Annotated in this window: 19 protein-coding genes; 10 read left to right on the top strand and 9 right to left on the bottom strand. The window is 43.0% G+C overall.

All coding sequences use genetic code 11. From position 1 onward, the window contains the following. Positions 1-21: 21 nt before the first annotated feature. From AM592_RS14650 to AM592_RS14630, 5 genes are all read right to left on the bottom strand, one after another. Positions 22-1,017, bottom strand: coding sequence for an aromatic ring-hydroxylating dioxygenase subunit alpha (locus AM592_RS14650; protein WP_053604481.1), 996 nt, complete (start codon positions 1,015-1,017; stop codon positions 22-24). A gap of 16 nt (positions 1,018-1,033) precedes the next feature. Then, entirely contained in the window at positions 1,034-1,273 is a 240-nt protein-coding gene (locus tag AM592_RS14645; RefSeq protein WP_053604480.1) for a ferredoxin, read from the bottom strand. Between the two features lie 15 nt (positions 1,274-1,288). Further along, a complete protein-coding gene (locus AM592_RS14640; RefSeq protein ID WP_053604479.1) occupies positions 1,289-2,269 on the bottom strand; it encodes an NAD(P)/FAD-dependent oxidoreductase in 981 nt (326 codons plus the stop codon). Between the two features lie 23 nt (positions 2,270-2,292). Beyond that, positions 2,293-3,339 carry an aromatic ring-hydroxylating oxygenase subunit alpha gene (locus tag AM592_RS14635; RefSeq protein ID WP_053604478.1) on the bottom strand — a complete coding sequence of 349 codons (1,047 nt, stop codon included), beginning with the start codon at positions 3,337-3,339 and terminating at the stop codon, positions 2,293-2,295. A gap of 194 nt (positions 3,340-3,533) precedes the next feature. Continuing rightward, positions 3,534-3,857 carry a Na-translocating system protein MpsC family protein gene (locus tag AM592_RS14630; RefSeq protein WP_053604477.1) on the bottom strand — a complete coding sequence of 108 codons (324 nt, stop codon included), beginning with the start codon at positions 3,855-3,857 and terminating at the stop codon, positions 3,534-3,536. A gap of 215 nt (positions 3,858-4,072) precedes the next feature. Between AM592_RS14630 and AM592_RS14625 the strand changes: the two genes are divergently transcribed. Genes AM592_RS14625 through AM592_RS14610 form a run of 4 tightly spaced genes read left to right on the top strand, consistent with a single transcriptional unit; the run spans position 4,073 to position 6,923 of the window. Next, positions 4,073-4,516 carry a MarR family winged helix-turn-helix transcriptional regulator gene (locus tag AM592_RS14625; RefSeq protein WP_053604476.1) on the top strand — a complete coding sequence of 148 codons (444 nt, stop codon included), beginning with the start codon at positions 4,073-4,075 and terminating at the stop codon, positions 4,514-4,516. 13 nt (positions 4,517-4,529) lie between these two features. Next, entirely contained in the window at positions 4,530-5,471 is a 942-nt protein-coding gene (locus AM592_RS14620; protein WP_053604475.1) for a ring-cleaving dioxygenase, read from the top strand. A 54-nt stretch (positions 5,472-5,525) separates the two neighbouring features. After that, positions 5,526-5,924 carry a DoxX family protein gene (locus tag AM592_RS14615; RefSeq protein WP_053604474.1) on the top strand — a complete coding sequence of 133 codons (399 nt, stop codon included), beginning with the start codon at positions 5,526-5,528 and terminating at the stop codon, positions 5,922-5,924. A 21-nt stretch (positions 5,925-5,945) separates the two neighbouring features. Beyond that, a complete protein-coding gene (locus AM592_RS14610; protein ID WP_053604473.1) occupies positions 5,946-6,923 on the top strand; it encodes a ring-cleaving dioxygenase in 978 nt (325 codons plus the stop codon). Between the two features lie 491 nt (positions 6,924-7,414). Here AM592_RS14610 and AM592_RS14600 read toward each other — a convergent pair whose 3' ends face one another. Then, positions 7,415-10,165: a DEAD/DEAH box helicase gene (locus tag AM592_RS14600; RefSeq protein ID WP_053604471.1), complete on the bottom strand. Its 2,751-nt coding sequence runs from the start codon at positions 10,163-10,165 to the stop codon at positions 7,415-7,417. Then, a complete protein-coding gene (locus AM592_RS14595; protein ID WP_053604470.1) occupies positions 10,158-11,750 on the bottom strand; it encodes an SWIM zinc finger family protein in 1,593 nt (530 codons plus the stop codon). The genes AM592_RS14600 and AM592_RS14595 overlap by 8 nt, the downstream gene beginning before the upstream one ends. Positions 11,751-11,949: 199 nt before the next feature. Between AM592_RS14595 and AM592_RS24390 the strand changes: the two genes are divergently transcribed. After that, positions 11,950-12,093, top strand: a complete 144-nt coding sequence (locus AM592_RS24390; RefSeq protein WP_098945247.1) for a YwzD family small protein — start codon at positions 11,950-11,952, stop codon at positions 12,091-12,093. A 33-nt stretch (positions 12,094-12,126) separates the two neighbouring features. On the opposite strand, the gene AM592_RS14590 is transcribed toward AM592_RS24390, so the two are convergent. Beyond that, entirely contained in the window at positions 12,127-13,443 is a 1,317-nt protein-coding gene (locus AM592_RS14590) for a cellulase family glycosylhydrolase (RefSeq protein WP_053604469.1), read from the bottom strand. After that, positions 13,440-14,756 carry an O-antigen ligase family protein gene (locus tag AM592_RS14585; RefSeq protein WP_053604468.1) on the bottom strand — a complete coding sequence of 439 codons (1,317 nt, stop codon included), beginning with the start codon at positions 14,754-14,756 and terminating at the stop codon, positions 13,440-13,442. The genes AM592_RS14590 and AM592_RS14585 overlap by 4 nt, the downstream gene beginning before the upstream one ends. Positions 14,757-15,924: 1,168 nt before the next feature. Here AM592_RS14585 and AM592_RS14580 point away from each other — a divergent pair. The 5 genes from AM592_RS14580 (at position 15,925) to AM592_RS14560 (ending at position 20,652) form a co-directional block, all read left to right on the top strand. Beyond that, positions 15,925-16,653, top strand: coding sequence for a YveK family protein (locus AM592_RS14580; protein WP_053604467.1), 729 nt, complete (start codon positions 15,925-15,927; stop codon positions 16,651-16,653). Then, positions 16,634-17,332, top strand: coding sequence for a CpsD/CapB family tyrosine-protein kinase (locus AM592_RS14575; RefSeq protein ID WP_312883799.1), 699 nt, complete (start codon positions 16,634-16,636; stop codon positions 17,330-17,332). Before AM592_RS14580 ends, AM592_RS14575 begins: the two co-directional genes overlap by 20 nt. Before the next feature lie 502 nt (positions 17,333-17,834). Beyond that, positions 17,835-18,716 carry a UTP--glucose-1-phosphate uridylyltransferase GalU gene (gene galU, locus AM592_RS14570; RefSeq protein WP_053604465.1) on the top strand — a complete coding sequence of 294 codons (882 nt, stop codon included), beginning with the start codon at positions 17,835-17,837 and terminating at the stop codon, positions 18,714-18,716. A gap of 67 nt (positions 18,717-18,783) precedes the next feature. Next, positions 18,784-19,422, top strand: coding sequence for a sugar transferase (locus AM592_RS14565; RefSeq protein ID WP_053606124.1), 639 nt, complete (start codon positions 18,784-18,786; stop codon positions 19,420-19,422). A gap of 30 nt (positions 19,423-19,452) precedes the next feature. After that, complete coding sequence (locus AM592_RS14560; RefSeq protein ID WP_053604464.1) at positions 19,453-20,652, top strand: glycosyltransferase; 1,200 nt, start codon at positions 19,453-19,455, stop codon at positions 20,650-20,652. Positions 20,653-20,789: the final 137 nt, after the last annotated feature.

The raw sequence follows: 20,789 nt of genomic DNA, 5'->3' as shown, positions 1-20,789 counted from the left end.
CCTCCTTTTTATCATGTAAAGTTAAGTTGTGACCTTTTTACGTCCCGCTTCGCTTCCGAACGTGATACCTAACTCGCCCAGCCATCTTCTATAAGCAATACTAAGCCTGTCCGGTGTAAGGTGCAGCTCTGCCTGTAAATCCAGCGGCAGCTCCTCAGGTTTCTGGCTTTCGACGACCGTTGTATCCTGTTCGATAATGACCTGCTGGAAATCGCGAAAATATTGATCGGGTTGATCAAATCCATAATTTCTTGAAACTAAGGCAAACACCGTTGATTTTCTCTCTTCCTCAGGGCGAACGGCAAATAGCATGGAAAAAATCTCTTTCGTTTCATAATTTACTTTTTTCAACCGAGCCAATGTTGGACTTAAAATTTCAAACGTATAGTGGATGGTTGCATAATTTCCTGTCCCATCGGCATCTGCATAGACAGGGATTTCATCAGTAACGAAGCGGTTTTCTCGCCAATGTACTTTGTAATCAGGGATTTCAGCATAATTTGAGTCACCAAGAATGCCTTCATGCACGAAAGCCAGATGGCTGACATCTAAAAAGTTTTCAACAACTCGAGGTGCAGCAGCATGCAGCGTATGCGGATTCGCAAACACAGTCTTAAACGAAGGATCCTCGAATTCGACGTACTCTGGGACAGGGTTCTCACTAGCTGATAATTTCACCCAAATGAGTCCGTATTTTTCTGTACAGCTATAGACGACTGCTTTTGCTTTCGGCGGTATGACTCGGCCAGGTGGCTGCTGCGGAATTTTGACACAATTGCCCTCTGTATTGTATTCCCAGCCATGATAAGGACAGACAATACAGTCATTTTCTACTTTTCCGAGTGATAGCTCAGCACCTCGATGAATACACAAATCTTTAAAGGCTTGAATTCCATTACTCGTTCGAAATAGCACAATCCGCTCTCCCAAAATGACGACTTGCATAGGATCATCTGTCAGCTCGTGCGAATATGCTGCAGGCTGCCAATCATTTGCTAATACCGGATCTTTAGCCATCCTCTATTCCTCCAATTCACTTGTTTTTTGCGGCAAAGGGTTCATCCGCTACTTTAATCGATTCTGTCGGACAACCCTCGTACGCATCAATCAGGTCTTCCTCTAAATCTTCTTCTACCTCGGTTGTGCCCGTATTGTGATCAAGAATCACTTTGGCCAGCCCTTCTTCATCGTAATCAAAGATGTCTGGAGCAGCGGCTCCGCATGCCCCGCAAGCAATACAAGTATCTTTATCAACAATCGTAAATTTCCCCATTTATTTATCTCCTTTTTAAGCAAATACCGACGTACTATGAAGCGGCTGGACTTTTGATTTTGGATCTAAGTATGATTTCGCGTTGTTTACTGCGGTAGGCGCCTCGCCAAAACCGGTAGCAATCAGCTTCACTTTTCCATCAAATGTGCATACATCACCTGCTGCATAAACTCCCGGAATGTTTGTTTCCATTCGAGAATTGACAACAATCGAATTTTTCTGAATTTCCAATCCCCAATTTTTTATAGATCCGAGCGATGAGATGAATCCGTAGTTTACTATGACATCATCAACCTCAACGGCTTCTTTCGTTCTGTCTTTTGCATGCTCTAATACGACCTTTGTGATTTTGTCATTGCCGGCGAACTCTGCCGGAACATAAGGCGTTTTTATCGTTACGTTAGAACCGTGTAATTGTTCAACGCTGTGTTCGTGTGCCCGGAATCTATCCCGGCGGTGAACGAGTGTTACTTTCTCCGCGATCGGCTCGAGCATGAGTGCCCAATCTACTGCAGAATCCCCGCCTCCACAGATCATAACTTTCTTACCACGGAATGCTTCCAAGTCATCGATGAAATAATGTAGGTTTGCACTCTCGTATTGTTCTGCTGCTGCAAGCTCAATTTTTCTAGGTTGAAATGCGCCATTACCTGCTGTGATAATGATCGTTTTTGTAACATGCTCCTCTTTATCAGTGGTCAGCTTAATCGTTCCGTCTCCCTGAATCTCAAGGCCTTTTGCAACTTGTTCTAAACAAATCGCCGGATTGAACTGAGCCATTTGCTCTTTCAGGCGATTGACTAATTCCTGCGCTCGAATTTTCGGAAATCCGGCAATATCATAAATATATTTTTCCGGATAAAGAGCAGAAAGCTGGCCGCCAAGCTGTGGCAGGCTTTCGATAATTTTTACAGAAGAATTTCGCATTCCTCCGTAAAAGGAGGCAAATAACCCTGTAGGTCCTCCGCCAATAATTGTAATGTCGTATAATTTCATATTTGAATACTCCAATCATTGATTTAACTCGTATAAATTGTTCCGAGACCTAATTGTTTAAGAATTTTCCGGTAAGCAACCGATGTTTTGTCTGCCATAATATGAGCCTCCATCTGCAAGTCCAGCGGCAAATCTTCAGGCTTTTGGTTTTCAACCATTTCCCTGTCCTCCGTGAACACTTGAAGATTAAACGCATAGACATCTTCAACAGGAGAATCCTTGTCAAAGTTTCTCGCAATTGGAGCGAACAATCTAGTTTCTCTTGCTGAAATCGGACAAACGGCATTCATAATCCACAATTCTCCCCCGTTAGGAAAATAAACCTTTAATGTAGCTGTAAACGGAGGATATACATCAAAGACACGAAGCCATTTGAAATCTTCCGGATTCAGGTGCTGCATTTCCTTCGGATAATTGCTAACCGTACTCAAATATTCGACGTGCAGTCCGTAATCAGTATTGTCTACCTGATAACGGGGAACAAAAGCGTTGTTTCGGTCACCGAACGTTTCCGTATGCACCCAGGCAAAGTGGGCTACATCGAGAAACCCTTCCATTTGTCTCCCGGCAGATCCTTTAATATCAAACGAGGGACAAACAATCTGTTGGAAATCCGGATCATCCCAAGCAGAAAATGACGGCATATTGTCGATTTCGCCCGATAAAGACGTCCACACTAATCCAAACCGTTCGACAACAGGATAAACGGACATACACAAGCGCGGATTAATTTTGGCATCTGGATGAGCTGGAATCGATGTGCATTTGCCGTCCGTTCCGTATCGAAACCCATGATAAGGACAGACGATATCTTCACCCTCAACCCATCCCATACTGAGAGGAGTCCCGCGGTGAACACAAAGATCACGGGCAACAACGATTTTACTGTTCGTGCGATAGACGACTAGGTTTACATCAAGAAGCTTAACGGCTAACGGTTTCTCAGTAACTTCCGTCTGTTGCGCGACAGGGTACCAATATTTACTTAAAACAGTCCAATCCTCATAGCTAAATGTACAGTCACGTGGAAGATCTACGGCCTTATTTTTAAATGTAGGAGTTCCTTTCATCGTTCTTCATCCTTTCCACTACTTCTTTGACTCTAATAAAAAAGAGCCGTGAAGATAGAAGAAATATATTCTTCCATCTTCACGGCTCTTTCCATCCGTAAACAGAGGATAAGCGTCCGCTACAAAACTTTATGTGGGTTGCTGAAAAAACGAGTATGACGAGTTTCCAACAATCAAAGTTTGTTATTCAAATGTTAATAGCAAATAACTGTGCAAGAGCGCTCGTTTCCAGGATCATAATCTCTGAATAAGGCGGTTATTTTTATATCAAACTCCTGCTCTACTTTCTTTTTCAGTAGTTTTTTATACTTTAGCGATAAAGCATAATCAATTGAAAAGACTAGTTCACTATGTTCATCCATTAAAGCATCCAAAGCCGGGATACGCTTAGATCTGGAGAAAATAAGAATCTTTCCATCCTGTATTTCAATATTTTGATCATGCACGCCGACTCTAAAGATTTCTTTATTTATTTCGTTGAAAAGGGTGGCCAATCTCTTCTTAAAATCCTGATCCATTATGTCTCTTCACCTATTTCACTATCTTTAAGTATTAATATTATTTGCAAATGATAAACTAATCAATTTTTTTGTGAGGTTTTCTGACTCATAATGTAGTCTGTGCAACGGAATAGCAGCTATGAAAATTCATGCTTGACAACAAATCAATTTAGTTATAAACTGACATCAAGATATAAGTTTAGTACTTAACTGACAACAAAAGAGGTGATTGTGTGAAAGAAAGAAAAACGGATTCCTCCTTATCGAAGCAAGATGAACGAATCGGTATTTTATTATGGTTCCGTCTTTCACGTTTTTATAATCAGAGTATCCGTGAAACCAATCAGCATTTAAAAAATTGGGACCTGTCGGCAGCGCAATTTGATGTTTTGGCTCAAGTCGGCTCCCATAAGCGATTGTCTCAGCAAGAGCTTGCTAAAAAGCTACTTGTCACCAAAGGCAATATCACGCAGCTACTAAACAAAATGGAAGAATTGGGGCTGGTGAAACGGGAGCAGGAATGGAAAACAAAATATCTTTCCTTAACTGACAACGGAAAAGCGTTATTTGATGAAGTAGTTCCGAAGCAAGAGCATTTTCAAGCCGCTCAGTTTAACGAGTTGAACCATGAAGAAAAAAAACAGCTGCTTGAGCTTCTCAAAAAAATTCAAAAATAAAGGAGGGTGTCTCATGGAATTAAAAGGAATTCACCACGTATCTGCATTAACAGCAAAAGCTCGTGAAAACGTTGATTTTTACACAAAGGTATTAGGTCTCCGTCTTGTGAAAAAGACGGTTAATCAGGACGATACTTCTGTTTATCATTTATTCTATGGAGATGAAAAAGGGAATCCCGGTACAGAATTGACCTTTTTTGAAATCCCAATGATTGCGAAGAAGCATGAAGGGACGAACAGCATTTCCGCAACTTCCCTTCGCGTTCCAAATGATCGAGCGATCGCTTACTGGAAGCAGCGTTTCGAAGAATTGAATATTGAACATGAAGAAATAGCCAATCAGGCTGGCCGTTTCACTTTAGCATTCAAGGATTTTGAGGGACAGCACTTGATTTTAGTGTCTGATGAAAATAATGAAGGAGTCCAAGGCGGAATTCCATGGAAAAAAGCTCAGGTCCCTGCAGAGTACGGAATTGTCGGCTTAGGTCCGGTTAAATTAACTGTAAAAAACGCAAAAGCTACAATCGGCATTTTAACAGAGCTGCTGGGCTTCCGTATTAAAGGAAATGAGCAAGACACTGTAGTACTTGAAACGGGTGAAGGCGGAACTGGTGCTGAAATTCACGTAGAAGAAAAGACGGATTTCCCTCCCGAACGCCAAGGACGCGGCAGCGTTCATCATGTAGCCTTTCGCGTAGATAATGAGGAAGAGCTGCACGAATGGATAAAGCGAATTCGTGAAGCGAAAATACCTAATTCAGGGTTTGTTGATCGTTTTTACTTCCGTTCGCTATACTTCAGAGAACCTAATGGGATTCTTTTCGAACTAGCAACCGATGGACCGGGTTTCGATTCGGATGAAGATATCGAACATTTAGGAGAATCACTCGCTTTACCGCCGTTTCTTGAGCCAAAAAGGGAAGAAATCGAAGCCAAATTAAAACCGTTAAGATAAAAAATTTTAGCTATATATCTCGAATTAATAATATATCAATTAGGAGTGAATATTATGTTAGATACAGGATTATTGTTGATAAGATTAGTGATTGGACTGCTCTTTGTCGGACATGGTGCGCAAAAATTGTTTGGCTGGTTTGGCGGGCATGGCTTAAAAGGAACAGGCGGCTGGTTTGAATCGATGGGCATGAAGCCGGGTGTTACAATGGCGTTAGCAGCGGGACTGGCGGAATTGATTGGCGGGGTATTATTCGCTTTGGGGCTTTTCACACCGCTGGCAGGAGTAACAATTGCCGGAACGATGGTAATGGCTATTGTGAAAGTCCATGGACCAAACGGGTTGTGGGCGACTGAAAATGGCTACGAGTATAATTTGGTTCTATTAGCAGCCGCTATTGGTATCACATTGACCGGGCCTGGACAATATGCAATTGATGCGCTTATATTTTAAATCAAATGGAGGGATGAAACGATGAACGGTTTAAAAGGAATCCATCACGTAACGGCGATTACAAGCAGCGCGGAAAAAAACTATGATTTTTTCACAAATATTTTAGGGATGCGCTTAGTGAAAAAGACAGTAAATCAAGACGATATCCAAACATATCACCTGTTTTTTGCAGATGATAAAGGCAGTGCGGGAACAGATATGACCTTCTTTGACTTCCCAGGCATTCCAAAAGGGACTCACGGTACCAATGAGATTTCAAAAACCTCGTTTCGAGTTCCTGACGACGTAGCACTTGATTATTGGGAAAAACGGTTTGATCGCTTAGAAGTAAAGCACTCCGGCATCAAAGAACAATTTGGCAAGAAGACACTTTCTTTTGTCGATTTTGATGACCAGCAATATCAAATCATCTCAGACGAAAACAATAAAGGAGTTGCTTCCGGTACACCGTGGAAAAATGGTCCGATCCCGCTGGAATATGCGATCACCGGTTTAGGCCCGATCTTTATCACGATTGCGAATTTCGATCATTTTAAAGAAATGATGGAAAAGGTTCTATTATTTAAAGAAATCGCGCAAGAAGATTCCTTTCATCTATTTGAATTCGGTGAAGGAGGAAACGGTGCACAAGTCATCGTGGAACAAAACGTGAATCTTCCTCAAGCACAACAAGGCTTTGGTACAGTTCACCATGCGGCATTCCGTGTTGAAGATCGTTCGGTGTTGAATGAATGGATTCAGCGGATGCAAAGCTTCGGAATCCAATCATCGGGCTACGTCAATCGACACTTTTTCGAATCATTGTACACAAGAATTGCGCCGCACATCTTATTTGAATTTGCCACAGACGGACCGGGCTTTATGGGAGACGAACCGTATGAAACACTGGGAGAAAAATTATCCCTGCCGCCATTTTTAGAACCGAAACGCGAGCAAATTGAAAAAATAGTACGTCCGATTGATACAGTGCGAAGTACGAAAAAATTTGTGAAAGAATAGACCTGCACATTGCCATGTCATGTATCTATGGAAAACGGGTATAGTAAACTACGGTCTTTTCTCGAGAACTCTTACTCGAGGGAGGGCCGTTTAATTTAGCAGTATCTCTAGAAAAGGGTTAATCAGGGGGAACTATGCAATTAATGTCCGTGTATTGTGCAATTATAGCTAAGATCTGTGCAAATAAACCCGGCATCTGTGCAAATAAAGTCAATATCTGTGCAATTAAATGTAGGAATTATGCAATTCCACATGAGTTCTGTGCACTTCCCAGCCGAAACACCGTTTCCACTTGAATCCATCTCGCTACCATCGTCCATCCCAGTCTTAAACATCATCTCGCCGCAACCAAAATCGCAACCACCTCAGACCCAGTCGTAATCACCATCGCAACCGCAACCATCGCTACCACCACCCATCACAACCCCATCCCCCACAAAAAAAAACCAACCCAGCACCAGCCGAGTCGGTTCTTTCTACTTCACCAAAATTCACTTACTCCCCAGCGTAAACAGCTCCTCTAGTTCATTAGTAGAGAGCTCGGTGATCCAGTTTTCGCTTTGGATGATTTGGTTGTTCAGGCTTTGTTTTTTCTCGAGCATGCCGTCGATTTTTTCTTCGATTGTCCCTGTTGTGATCAGCTTATGGACATGGACGAAGCGGCTTTGCCCAATCCGGTAGGCGCGGTCAGTCGCTTGGTTTTCGACGGCGGGGTTCCACCAGCGGTCATAGTGGATGACGTGGTTGGCCGCTGTCAGGTTCAAGCCGGTGCCGCCCGCTTTTAATGAAAGAATCAAAAACGGAAATTCTTTGTTTTGAAATTGCTGAACGAGTTGGTCTCGTTCTGTTTTTGAGAGGCTGCCGTTCAGAAATTTGACGGGCACGCCAAAGGATTTTTCAAGAATGCTTTTCATCATTTCGCCCATTTGAATGTATTGGGTGAAGATGAGGCAGCTTTCGTCCTGCTCATTGATCGCTCCGGCCAGTTCGATCAGCTTTGTGAATTTTTCTGAACGGCCGTTCAACAGCTCAGATTGTTCCTTTAAATAAAGAGCCGGGTGGTCGCAAATTTGCTTTAGTTTGCCCAGCATGCTCAAAATCAAAGCTTTTTTCTGCATTCCGGCAAGAGAGACCATATGATCAAACGTGTCCTTTACGAGCTGCTCATAGAGCGATGCCTGCTCGACAGATAGCGGAATGTATTCCTTTTGCTCCAGTTTTTCCGGGAGATTTAAGGCTACTTCTTCGTCCTGCTTCGTGCGGCGGAGCAGGAACGGTTTAATGATCTGCTGGAGCTTGTCGATCCGTTGTTCATCGCGGTCTTTTTCGATGGGGAGCACGTAGCGTTTATGGAACGCGCCCAAACTTCCGAGATACCCTTTGTTCATAAAGTCGAAAATCGACCATAATTCGGTCAGTCTGTTCTCCATCGGTGTCCCGCTCAATGCGATGTGATGCTCGCCGACGAGCTTGCGGATCGCCCTCGATTGCTTCGTATGAGCATTTTTTATGTTTTGCGCTTCATCCAGACAGATGGTGCTCCACCGGACTCCTTCAAGCTCGTCAAAATCTGAATGTGATAAGCCGTATGTTGTGAGAACGACATCGGTTTCCGCATAATGTGAAGCGAAATCCTCTTCCTTTGGCCGGTTCCCTCCATAATGAAGCTTTACCTTCAGGTCGGGGGCAAAGGTTTCAAGCTCCCGCTGCCAGTTTCCGAGTACGGACGTCGGGCAGATGATAAGGGCAGGCGCAGATTGGCCTTTTTCTTTCACATGGAGCAAATAGGTGATCATTTGAATCGTTTTTCCGAGTCCCATGTCATCCGCAAGACAAGCGCCAAACCCGCTTTCCCGTAAGAAAAGCAGCCAGTTGACGCCGTGCTCCTGATACGGGCGCAGCTTTCCGTTAAAACCTTCCGGAACAGGGTAGGAAGGCAAATTCTCATTGTTTTTCAGCTTTTGAATCATTTTCCGTAAAGAGTTCGACAGCTCAAACTGGATCGATGCGAAAGCCGAGGAATCAAGCAGCTCGTCAGCGTTCCCGACTAGATTCTCTTCGTCTTGCTCTGACAGCTCTCTCGCCAGCACATCCGACATATGAAGCCCTTCGATTTCTGCACGCTCCATCAGCTTTTTCATTTGCTTAATAAATTCCGGGTCAATTTTCACCCATTGTCCGCGAATATTGACGAGCCGGCGATTGCCTGCTACGAGCTCGTTAAATTCCTCTTCTGTCAGTTCAACGCCGCCTGTGGCAAACTGCCAGTTAAAATCCATCAGCGCGTTCATACCGACAAATGATTCACCGCGGGGAGAGGAAGAAACCTTCGCCTTTAGCATCATGGATGATTCCTTCACGATTTGCCACCAGGACGGCAGCAAAATCTCAACGCCCATATTGACGAGTGTTTCGCTATACTCGGAAAGGAACAGCCATGCTTCTTGCTCCGTCAGCTGCGACGTACCGGAATCAAAGGAAAGCCAGGGCACGACGTGGGCAAATCGATCTTGCTCTCTTGCGATTTTATCTGCATGCTTCTGCCACGATTTTTTCAACTTGTTCAGTCCGGTGAAAAAGCGGAGATCGCCGTTTTTTTTGTCTCGTAAAAATTGTTCAAGCTTCCACTCGTCGCCGTCAAATTCGGGCTCGTTCAAGCGAAGTCCCACAGTAAACGGGGTCTCGTCTTCATACCAGCCAATCGATTCAAGAAAATCTTGCTCATCGAGAAATAAGCTTTTGAATTCCAGCAGGTGAAGCTGCCGATTCCGGACGGTTTCCCATTTTTCATGTAAAGAAGGTATGAAAGCGACATAATCCTCTACAGCATAGGAAAACCATTCCAATTGAAATCCTTCAAGAACACCGTCTTTGTCCTTCCAGCGGAGGGCTCCATTCTTCCAAGCTTCATAATCAGGCAGAAAATCGCCATCCTCGATGAATTCATAAATCGTCGATGCAGCCTCCATCAGAGAATCGGTTTCTTCAGTAAGATGAATCGTGCAAAAGGAGTTAAACGAGCTTTTCCCAAGAAGCTCGACAGCCATCCAAGGGGTAAGCAGAATGGCAGAATCCACATCTTCAAGAAAGGTGCCGTAATACGAGGACTCATGCCACTGAAAGAGCAGCTTTTCCATTAACGGCAATGGCAGCGGAATTTGCTCCTCATCATAGCAGGTCAAAAGAAACGAGAAATTTTCAGTTTGTTCAACGTGCACATAAGCTTCCTTCAGACTAGCCATCGATTAACTTTCCTTTCCTTAGTTCCTCCTGAAAAGCGCGGAGGCGTTTATGCTGCTTCGAGAGACGTATGATGTATTGATCCCAGATTTCGACTCTCTTTGCCTTTTTATATAAGGTCTTTAGCTTCTTTAAATTTCGTACCGCTTCCTTGTAAACGCTGCGATTTCTGAATCTTAACAGGTGAGCGATCTCCCGGTGGTAGGATGGAATTAATGCTTCAGGTGCTGACTTGCCTACTTCCTTCAGCAAATCCCGTTCCAGCTCGGAAATAGAAAACCCGATCATGCTGTGAATTTCCACCCATTCGGTATACCGGCCTTTGTCAAATAAGAAATAGCTGTATTCTGTAAAGGTATACGGCAGGCATTTGCGGCAAAAGTGCTCAAACATTTTGTTGTCCGCAGTTTGCTCGGTGTATTTTTGCAGGAGCTCAAAGAAATCAGACACCGTGCTGCGAAGTTCCCTGTACGGTAAATTCTCCCCGCAATAGTCCTCGGCAATGCCGCCAAGCTGTCCGTACCACTTGCTGAGCCTTTTCCACTCGTTTCTGCGCGTGATTTCAGCGAGCCAATGCAGGACAAACGGAAAAACGGCAGGTTTAAAACCCTTTACCCGTTCGAGTACAAGGTCATCGTTTTTTTGCAAAATGTGCAAAAACAACAAGCCGAGATCTGGCTCGATATAATCGTCTTTTTCAAGAACTGGCTCAAGAGCGGCCATCTCTGCCTTGATCCATTTTGGCCGGTTCAAAATACTTCTCCATAGTTCTTCATAAATAAATACCCGTTCATAATAAAAGTGGCGCTTTTTCAAAAGAAGCTCGCGAAGAACCCCCGTAGTTTTTTCTAAAAACGGATCTAGTGAAAACGATATGGCATAAGCCTGCATTTGCGAGAGAGAGGACAAAATGGTGTCCATCAGCTGCTCAACGTATGGATTTAAGCTGTAAAAATCCCGTTTCGGATCAACCCGTTCCTTGTCAATTAACGTATGCATCGCTTTCCATGTCGCGAGAGCCGTATGGATTTGATAGAGGCCTTTTAGCTCTTCCTTTTGTGGCTGCTGCTTTTTTATGGCGGACAAATAGCCGTAATAAAGGCTTTGCATTGTTTGCTGCCGTGCGGGTGTCCGCTCTTCCCAGCGCTCAAACTCCACTTGAAAAAATGACAGCCATCCTTCCAGCGTCTCCAGTGAAAAGGACGCTTGCTGCTTATCAGAAAAAAGCAGATTGGCCGGCTTTTCCTTCCATAAGTCTACAAATGTACCGATTGGCTGGTAATGAGCATAAATATAAAGAAACGCTGCAATAATGTGACGGCATATTCCTTCGTCTTTGCAGGAGCATGTGCCGGAAGAAACGTGCAGAAGATTCACCAATACCTGACACGGTACAGGCTCCTGATCCTGAACGTAAGCAGCCGCTTGAAAGAAGCTTTTGGCTTTTACTCCGTAGACTGCATCCTGCCGATAGAGCTGCAAAGCTTCTTTTACCAAACGGACATTTTCTTCACTGTATGGAAGAGCCTGCTCGAAGTCTTCCGCGGCCTGCAGCACATCTTTCTTATCAAAGGATTCCTGAAGCATAGATCCCGCTCCTTATCTTTTAAAAAAGTTCCCAATTGTTCTATTATAACGTAATCCATAATTTCGCAAAAGTTTTTCTTCAAGAAAGGACATAAATTGAAGGGACCTGTCGAAATATGTTTTAGAAATTGCATCCAGATTCATAACAGCTTATAATTGTAGATAGTTTTCACTAATGGAAACGAAAGGAACTAGAATAATGAGTGAAAAGTCTTTAAATCAAGAACAACTTTTAAAAATTCTTATGCATGCGTATACTCTTGGCGAAGAATCCCATGATATGACAACAACAGAGCTCTTAGAAGATTTAATCTTGAAAATAAAAAACGGATACGCGCTCTAAAAGAAAAACCGCAGATTGCTGCGGTTTTTCTTTTTAATAGATTCTTATATAAGACGGGCTTTGTTTTAGCTTAAGCTTCACTTTTCCATTCAAGGGAACGTTGCGGCTCTCTCCTGTGAGTGAGACCAGTTTTCCTGTATTGCCGTTTGCCTCTATTTCGTAATCGTGCTCCTTCGAGGTTGTCCAATAAACGATCACCTGTCTACCCTCTTTTTCAAACACCAACACGTAATCGTCGTCATTCCCTGTATTGATCCTTTCTTTGAAGTGAAACCCAGACAATTGCCCAGTAAAGGTTTTATATGCCGCATAGGCCGGCTTTTGTTTTCCCTTTGAATCGAGCAGCCCGTAGTTATGCACTTCTACCTTTGGATCCGTGCCGTTGTCGCGAAGACCGTACCAGATGCTGACGGGAATCTCCGCCATTTGATTCACAGCCAGCATTCGAACGAGATATTCCGCTTGCTTTTCTCTTGCAAAATCAGCCGGCATACTTGTCGTCGAATATCCCCACTCACCAGAAAAGACGGGCAGTTCTTTATTCGAATATTTCTTAATCAATTCCCGTAAGCGGGCGTACTCATTGATTACCGATTCCGGCGCTTTCTTTCGATATGGATGGACGGAAACGGCGTCGATTTGCTCAAGGACTCCTTTTTGAAATAGCTTCTCTAGCCAAGCGAATGTTTCATTCGTTAAAGCAAGGGCAGCCGGAGCAGAGACCGTTCCTGTAGGATCAGCCTGCTTGATGATCGGGGCAGTTTCATTTACCAGCGCTGCATAATCATCGATGCCCGGCTGAGGAGACCAGTGCAGATCAACATTCGGTTCGTTCCAAATTTCCCATATCGCGCCGCGATCCTTGTATCTCTCGGCAGCGGTTTTTACAAATTGAGAAAATCCGCTGAGTCCGCCTTGCGTTTGAATCGACTTATCCTGTTCATACAGCTTATTGCTGTAGCTGAAAATAAAATAAGGCTTCATCCCGTAACGATCAAGCAGCTCAACAAAACGATCAAATTGGCTGAAATCATATTGTCCCGGGGAAGTCTCAACCTTGTGCCATGATAAATCGATTCTCACTAATTTTACACCCAAAGTAGAAAGCTGCTTGATATCGTCTTCGTTTATGTCATGAATATTCACGCCTATTCCGTTTGGCAGCACCGGTGTGTTTTCATTATAAATACGATCACTTTTCGGCTCGAACTTGATTCCACCCTCGATCTCGCGGTATTTACCTATGTTCTCTTCACTACGATCCGGCTGAAAAATAAAAAACCTTGCAATGAGGATCAAGGTGAAGAAGAGAATAGCCCAAAAGGCTATTCTTTTTCTCGATCGATTCATTTGTTTCGCAATTCCTTACGTGACACAGAATATATGGCGGACAACAAAGCGATATGGAACCATAAGTAAGGCCGTAAAATGTTTTGGTTGAATTGCAGGATGAGCAGCAAGCAGATAAGTGAAAAAACCATCGAGCGCATCATGACACTGTATTCGCTATTGCGTAAAAGTTTGCTTAATTTAAATGGCTTTACCATGATTGTTATCAGGTAAGCTATAAAGATCACAAAGCCGATAATTCCAGTTGCGGCTAAAATTTCCGCAAATACGGATTGCCCTTCAAACGTGGAAGCTACTTCTTGATCTGTCACGGTCACACCGTATAGCTGGCCGATCGCTGGTGCAACACCGCCAAGGCTCACCCCATATATCGGATTATTGAGAAACACCTGCAGTGTGCTAAAGAAGTCTTCTAACCTGTATACCACGGAATGGGCAGGTGTACCGCCGATACCTGTCCCGCTGAGCAATGACGTTTCCGCGCCGGAACTTGAAAGAAGAGAAATCACGATAACACCAGCAGCAAGAGAAGCAATGAATACGATGGCTAAATATTTCATATAAACGGTTCCTATTAAAAACCCCTTGATAAACAGCCAAATGTATCTTAACAGCCAAATCGCCATTAGCACTAATCCCATTCGGGAAGAGCTTAAAATCAAAGCTGCTGTAATAATGAGGAAAAAGATGCCCAGTCTTTTTTTCGTGAACAGCTTCGTTTTCGATTCAAAAAACATATAGGATACGAGAACCCAGCCGGTAATTAAATATGTAGCGTAATAGGAGGGTTCATAGGAGAACCCGTTTACTCTCGGCAAGACCCCTTGTATCCACCACTGGGTAACAAACGGGGGAGTAATTCCCGCGATGCCCATAACAAATTGCAGAATCCCAAACAATGAGATAATAAGATAGGAGTAAATATACCAGCGGAACATCGTATCCACTTTGTCCTTACTATTGATAAAGTATACGATCGCAAAAAGCATCAGAACGTTGAGCAGCAGCCAAAAGGCGTACCCAAGGCTTCTCGTAAGAAACGTCGTATTTGGAATAGTGGCCAAAACAATAAACGTCCAGAAGAGTAAATAGATGCTTCCTAACGGTAATTTAAGTGTACCGGATTGTAAGGATGCGAAAGCCCACCAGCCAGCTATTAAAAGGGTTAAGATTTGGGCGCCTCGCAGGGTGAAACCTCCAGGCTGAAAAACCAAAAATAAATCCGAGGAAGCAGTTAAAGAAATACATATAATAATGAATACCATCAACGGCATCTTTTGGTTTTGAATGAGTGAGTAGTAAGCATCTTTCAAATTCAATCGCTCCTTTGGAATAAGCCATCTTTATTTGCAAGAAAAAAGTAGAATCGTCAAACTCTGATGAAATACTTACAATTTGTATTAATCATGACACGATCAAGAAGCGGATTCAATAGGAATAAAAGCACAGGTAGTGGCAGGCTCGGGGGGGCTTTCCCGGGGGTGCAATAATAAAAGGATAGGGAGCGAGAGCAGCAGAATTGCCGAAGATTACCTTGCTTTTAAAGGACTGGTAAGGTGTGAAACCGAAGGTGCAGCTCGCCGCCTGATAAACCACTCGCTCCAAATTTAACCAATAACACATCTTTTCTACCAGTCCTTTCTAACCATTTGTCAGAGCATTGATAAAAAAATGAAAAAAATGATAATAGAAGCTCCTGTCTGTTAAAGGATAAGGAAGCTTGTCGATTCATAAAACTTCTGAAGATATTTATATTGTAGAAAGTCGACAAAATACTTCATTCTTGAAAAATTGCCCAGCCTCCTTCTAGAAAAAAACATTTATTCACTATCAATTCTCGTAAAATTCTGTCGGTGATTCAGCCTGCCCCTACTAAAAGAATCATGCCTGGCAGCTGATTTTTTGGACTGTATTCCGACGTTCGTTATATTGCTTAAGTCTAAGGTCCTCAGAGGAGTAGGCTATTGGTTTAGTTCAAATGGGACTGTCAGAGATTAAAGACCTAACCGTAATATTACAGAAAATTCTGACTATTGTTACAATGTTAACAATCTTAAAATAAAAACGCTTACAATACGCTGAATAAGTGAAATTTGTAACCAAAGATCCTTTTTTATCCATAAAGGAAGGTAATTATAACTAAAAATCAAAATCTCAGACTCGAATGAAATCTGACAATATATGAAAAACGGGTAAGTATAAAGACTTAAATTTCAGCTCCAGCCCCTTATTCTGCAAAGGCTTACTTGAATGAAAGAATGCTAGTATGAAAGATGGTGTAGCGCTTTCAAGATTTTCGAAAATAAAAGAAGAGTCGTATCTAGTCGCAAGCTGGGACCTAAAATAGGATAATCTGAGTCTTTAAGAAACGAGATAACAATGTATAATCGGTTGTGTGATAAACATTTTCCATTCAAAACAAAATATTTCCCAAATACTGCAAGATGAATTACTAGAAAACATGCGTCAAGGGAGGATATCATGGAAGAAACTATTAGCTTAAAGGAACTTTTTTACACAATCAAAAAGAGATTAGCTTTAATTATTGCCATTACATTAATCTTAACGGTGGCGGCTGCTGTTTACAGTAATTTGACAGCAAAACCATCCTATCAGGCTTCGACACAAATTCTCATTAATAGGACAAATGCAGAAGAAGAAGAAGTTTACAATAATGAAATTCAAACCAACATTGAGTTGATCAGTACATACAATGTTATCATCAAGAGCAAGCCGATTTTACAGAAAGTCAAAGATGAATTAAATTTACAGGAATCTACTACTGATCTCGAAGGCAAAATATCAGCCGCAAGTGAAAAAGGATCACAGGTCGTTGAAATTACTGTCACGGATGAGGATCAACAAAAAGCAGTAGACATTGCCAATTCGGTTGCTGGAGTATTCCAAGAGGATATTCAAGATATTATGAAGGTTGACAACGTCAATATCTTGTCTGAAGCAGAAACTGCGACGTCAAGCGGCTCAAATACCCAGATGATTATTGCACTCGCGTTTTTCGTTGGCTTAATGGCCAGCTTGGCACTTGCTTTTATCCTTGAATATATGGAAAACACGTTTAAATCTGAGGAAGAAATTGAAGAGAAGCTAGGCGCTCCGGTTCTGGGAACTATTTCAATGATTGACAGAGAGCTTAAAGACGGAAAAATTCAATATGAGCATCAAGTAAGGGGTGAGAATATTGGCTCGTAATCCAGTACCTTTGAACAACCAAACCTTAATTACGCTTTTGAAGCCATCGTCACCGAGCTCGGAGCAGTTCCGAGCGATTCGGACAAATATCGACTATGCGGCAGAGGAGCAAAAGATCCGTTCAATTCTAGTCACTTCCGCAAGTCATGAAGAAGGGAAATCTATGACTGCAGCCAATCTTGCCGTCGTATATGCCCAGCAAGGAAAACGAGTTCTACTAATTGACGCCAATCTGAGAAAGCCGTCTATGCATAATATCTTCAGCTTGAACAACTCAGCCGGACTGACTGAGGTATTGCGGAAGCAGCAGTTATTGGAACAAGTCATTCAAGGGTGCAGTGTACCTAATTTGACTGTCGTAACAAGCGGAAAGAGAACGTCGAATCCTGCCGAGCTCTTGTCCTCGAGCATGATGGAGGAATTACTGGCAGAAGCTTATATGAAGTATGACATCGTCATCTTTGATTCTCCAGGGATCCTGTCGGTAACCGATGCACAGATTCTTGCTAAGAAAACCGATGGCTCAATTCTTGTGGTATCAAGCAAAAAAACGAAAAAAGACCGCGCACAAAAAGCGAAAGAGCTGCTTTCTTCTTCGAAAAGAAGGTTCCTCGGAATCGTGCTAAACGGTAAACGAATGAAGACAGACTCGGTCAATTATTATAACGAGGCAAAATAAATCAACAGCAGGCGTTCGAGATTTGCTCCCTGCAACAAGAAGCAAATCTCGGGCGCAGGCAGATGCTCACTATTAGACAAGCTGTTCGTTTTGGTGCCTCACAACGAAAAAAAGAGGCGTAAGACAAAAAAGCCCCATAAAAAGAATATGTCTCGCGAAAGGTTTGAAATAAAGTGCTTGTTAATCTGGATGTTCTTTATTCAGAACGATACATACAAACAAATCAACAGAACGTACGTTATAACATGATTTTGGGTGATATCTCATAACCCTTATCAAGTGAGGTACTCGGTTGTGCTGTGGGTGTGAAGCCTTGCACCTTAGACGCTGGTCGTCAGAGGCAGAATGTGAGGGCGGGTTCGATGCCCGATTACAGCGATTCCGAGAGTAAATAGACAATGGATTTCTAGGATAACACTATCTTTTGTCTTTTTACCTGGGAAGATATTTATTATCCTCTGAGTTAAATAGACGAAAAAACGTGAAAAGGGAGAGATAATTCATGAAAAAAGTAAAAAAAGCAATTATTCCCGCTGCAGGTCTTGGTACAAGATTCTTACCCGCTACGAAAGCGATGCCAAAGGAAATGCTTCCCATTGTCGATAAGCCGACGATTCAGTACATCATTGAAGAAGCCATTGAGTCAGGAATTGAAGACATCATCATCGTAACAGGAAAAGGTAAGCGTGCGATCGAAGATCATTTCGATTACAACTTTGAGCTTGAGCAAAGCTTAATCGAAAAGAAAAAATTTGAGCTGTTAGAAAAAGTACGCCATTCATCTGAAATCAATCTTCACTATATCCGCCAAAAGGAACCGAAGGGATTAGGGCACGCCGTTTGGTGCGCACGTAAATTCATCGGAGAAGAGCCATTTGCTGTGCTTCTTGGCGACGATATTGTTCAAGCAGAGACACCTTGCACAAAGCAACTCATCAATGAATACGAAAAAACCGGCTCATCCGTTATCGGTGTTCAAACTGTTCCTGAAGAACAAACATACCGCTATGGAATTATCGATCCGGAATCCAAGGATAAAGATCTTTACAAGGTTACAAAGTTTGTTGAAAAGCCTGAAAAAGGAACTGCTCCATCGAACCTGGCGATCATGGGAAGATATCTGCTGACTCCGGAAATTTTCACGTATTTAGATAAGCAGGAAAAAGGCGCAGGCGGAGAGATCCAATTAACCGATGCAATTCAAAAGCTGAACGAAGAGCAAGCCGTATACGCGTACGATTTTGCTGGAACCCGTCACGATGTCGGTGAAAAATTTGGATTTATTAAAACCACCATTGAATTTGCGCTCCAGAAAGAGGATATGAAAGACGAATTACTATCCCTTATGGAAAACCTGGTCAATCAGTCGAAAATTCAAATTTAATAAGGGGGAAAAGACATTGTCTGATTTTGCGAATCCAGGTACCCAAAGAAGAGATGCATCTGCTGCCATTAGCTTGACACATGATGATATACAGACTAGCTCAATCTATCGAGTTGGAAAACGGACGATCGATTTCACGGGCGCGCTGTTTGGACTCATTTTTCTTAGCCCGTTATTTTTGATCGTTGCCCTATTGATCAAATTAGAAGATCCGAAGGGACCTGTCTTTTTCACACAAATTCGCGTCGGCAAAAATGAGGCACCGTTCAAAATCTATAAATTTCGTTCAATGGTCAGCAACGCTGAAGAGCTGCTCGCTGACCTCTTGAAGCACAATGAGGTTTCAGGAGCGATGTTTAAAATGAAAAAGGATCCGCGGATCACGAAGATCGGACGGATCATTCGCAAAACGAGCATTGACGAACTGCCGCAGCTCATCAATGTATTAAAAGGCGAAATGAGCCTTGTCGGTCCAAGGCCGCCGCTTCCGAGAGAAGTCAATGAATATACCCAGTACGACAAGCAGCGTTTGCTTGTGACTCCGGGCTGTACAGGGCTCTGGCAGGTGTCCGGCCGCTCAAGCATCGGCTTTGAAGAAATGGTCGAGCTTGATCTTCACTATATCCGGACCCGGTCACTTTGGAATGATATGAAAATTGTTTTTAAAACGGTTTTCTTGTTAGTCGGATCAAAAAACGCAGCCTAAAATTTTTGACTCGCGGTAGGGGGATTCAATATGGCAAGAAAATTAAATATCTTATTTGCCAGCCATACGTATATGGGAGGCCCATTTGTTGTAGGCTCCCATCATCTTGCGAAGGAATTGAGCAAGCAGGGAAATGACGTCTATCATATCAGCACTCCCATCAGCCCGTTTCACTTATTGAAAATCAGAGAAACGGAGAACAAAACACGCTTTAAACGATACTTCCTTGGAGAAAAAACGGTCAAGGTGAATAACCACCTGCGAGACATCCTCGTTTGGTCGATGGTTCCTTGGCAATTATCGACGAAGCAATTCGCAAAAGACGGCAGAAACTTATCCCTTGGCGGTGTGAAAAAAACGATCAGAAAAAACAACATCCGCGATATCGATATTCTCTTTATCGACCAGCCATCGCTCATTGGCATTGAAGAAATCATTAAGCCGAAGCTGCTCATCTTCCGGCCGACCGATTTAAATGAGTACATGACAGGCGATCAGCATATCGGCAAAGCGGAGGCGTTACTAGTCGAGCGGGCGGACGGCATTGTCGCAACGTCGATGCCGGTCCTGGAAAAAGCGAAGGAAATCAACAAAATTCCGGACAAGCCCTTTGCCTTGATCGAAAACGGCGTCGAGTATGACCACTTTCTCTATCACCCGAAAAACGTGAAGGAGCGAACCGACTCACTGATTCATATCGTGTATGTCGGGGCGCTGGACGAACGCTTTGATTTCGAAGCAATCAGGTATATCGTCGACACGATGGAAAATATCAAGCTGACGGTCATCGGACCGATCAATGACCGCTTCAAGAAGAAGATCTACAGAAATGATCGGATTTCTTATCTTGGGGCCAAGGATTATTCAGAAATTCCGTCTTACCTGCACAATGCAGACCTTGCCATATTACCGTTAAGCGACCATCCGTCGAATAACGGGAGAAGCCCGATGAAGCTGTACGAATTTGGAGCGGCGGGCTTACATGTGGTCGTAAGGAAGACGGATGAGATTAAGAGAAGGAATTTAAGCTTTGTTCATATGTACGAGGATTTCAGGGAAATACCCGCACTTATTGACAAAATTGATCTTTCTACGAAGGAAAAAATTAAAACAGCAAAGCTATCCGAGCCTTATTCGTGGAAAAGCAATGCTGAAAAAATACTTAACTTTTGCGAAGGAATTTCTTATCAATTGCCCCAAAATGAAAGGGATTTTCATAGAGAAGCTTAAAGTGAATCTTCAATCAGTGGGGGGGTCGACGCATAGGATATGCTAGTGAAGGATTTGCAACAGGACATTGCGTAATTAGCCTTCGTACTTTATATCCCCCACTGATTGTTAGATGAACCAATCGGGCTTTTACGGGC

It is taken from the genome of Bacillus gobiensis, assembly GCF_001278705.1.
Classification (GTDB): Bacteria; Bacillota; Bacilli; order Bacillales; family Bacillaceae; genus Bacillus; species Bacillus gobiensis.
Note: the sequence above shows the minus strand (reverse complement) of the source record. Positions and strands in the feature narration are given on the sequence as shown.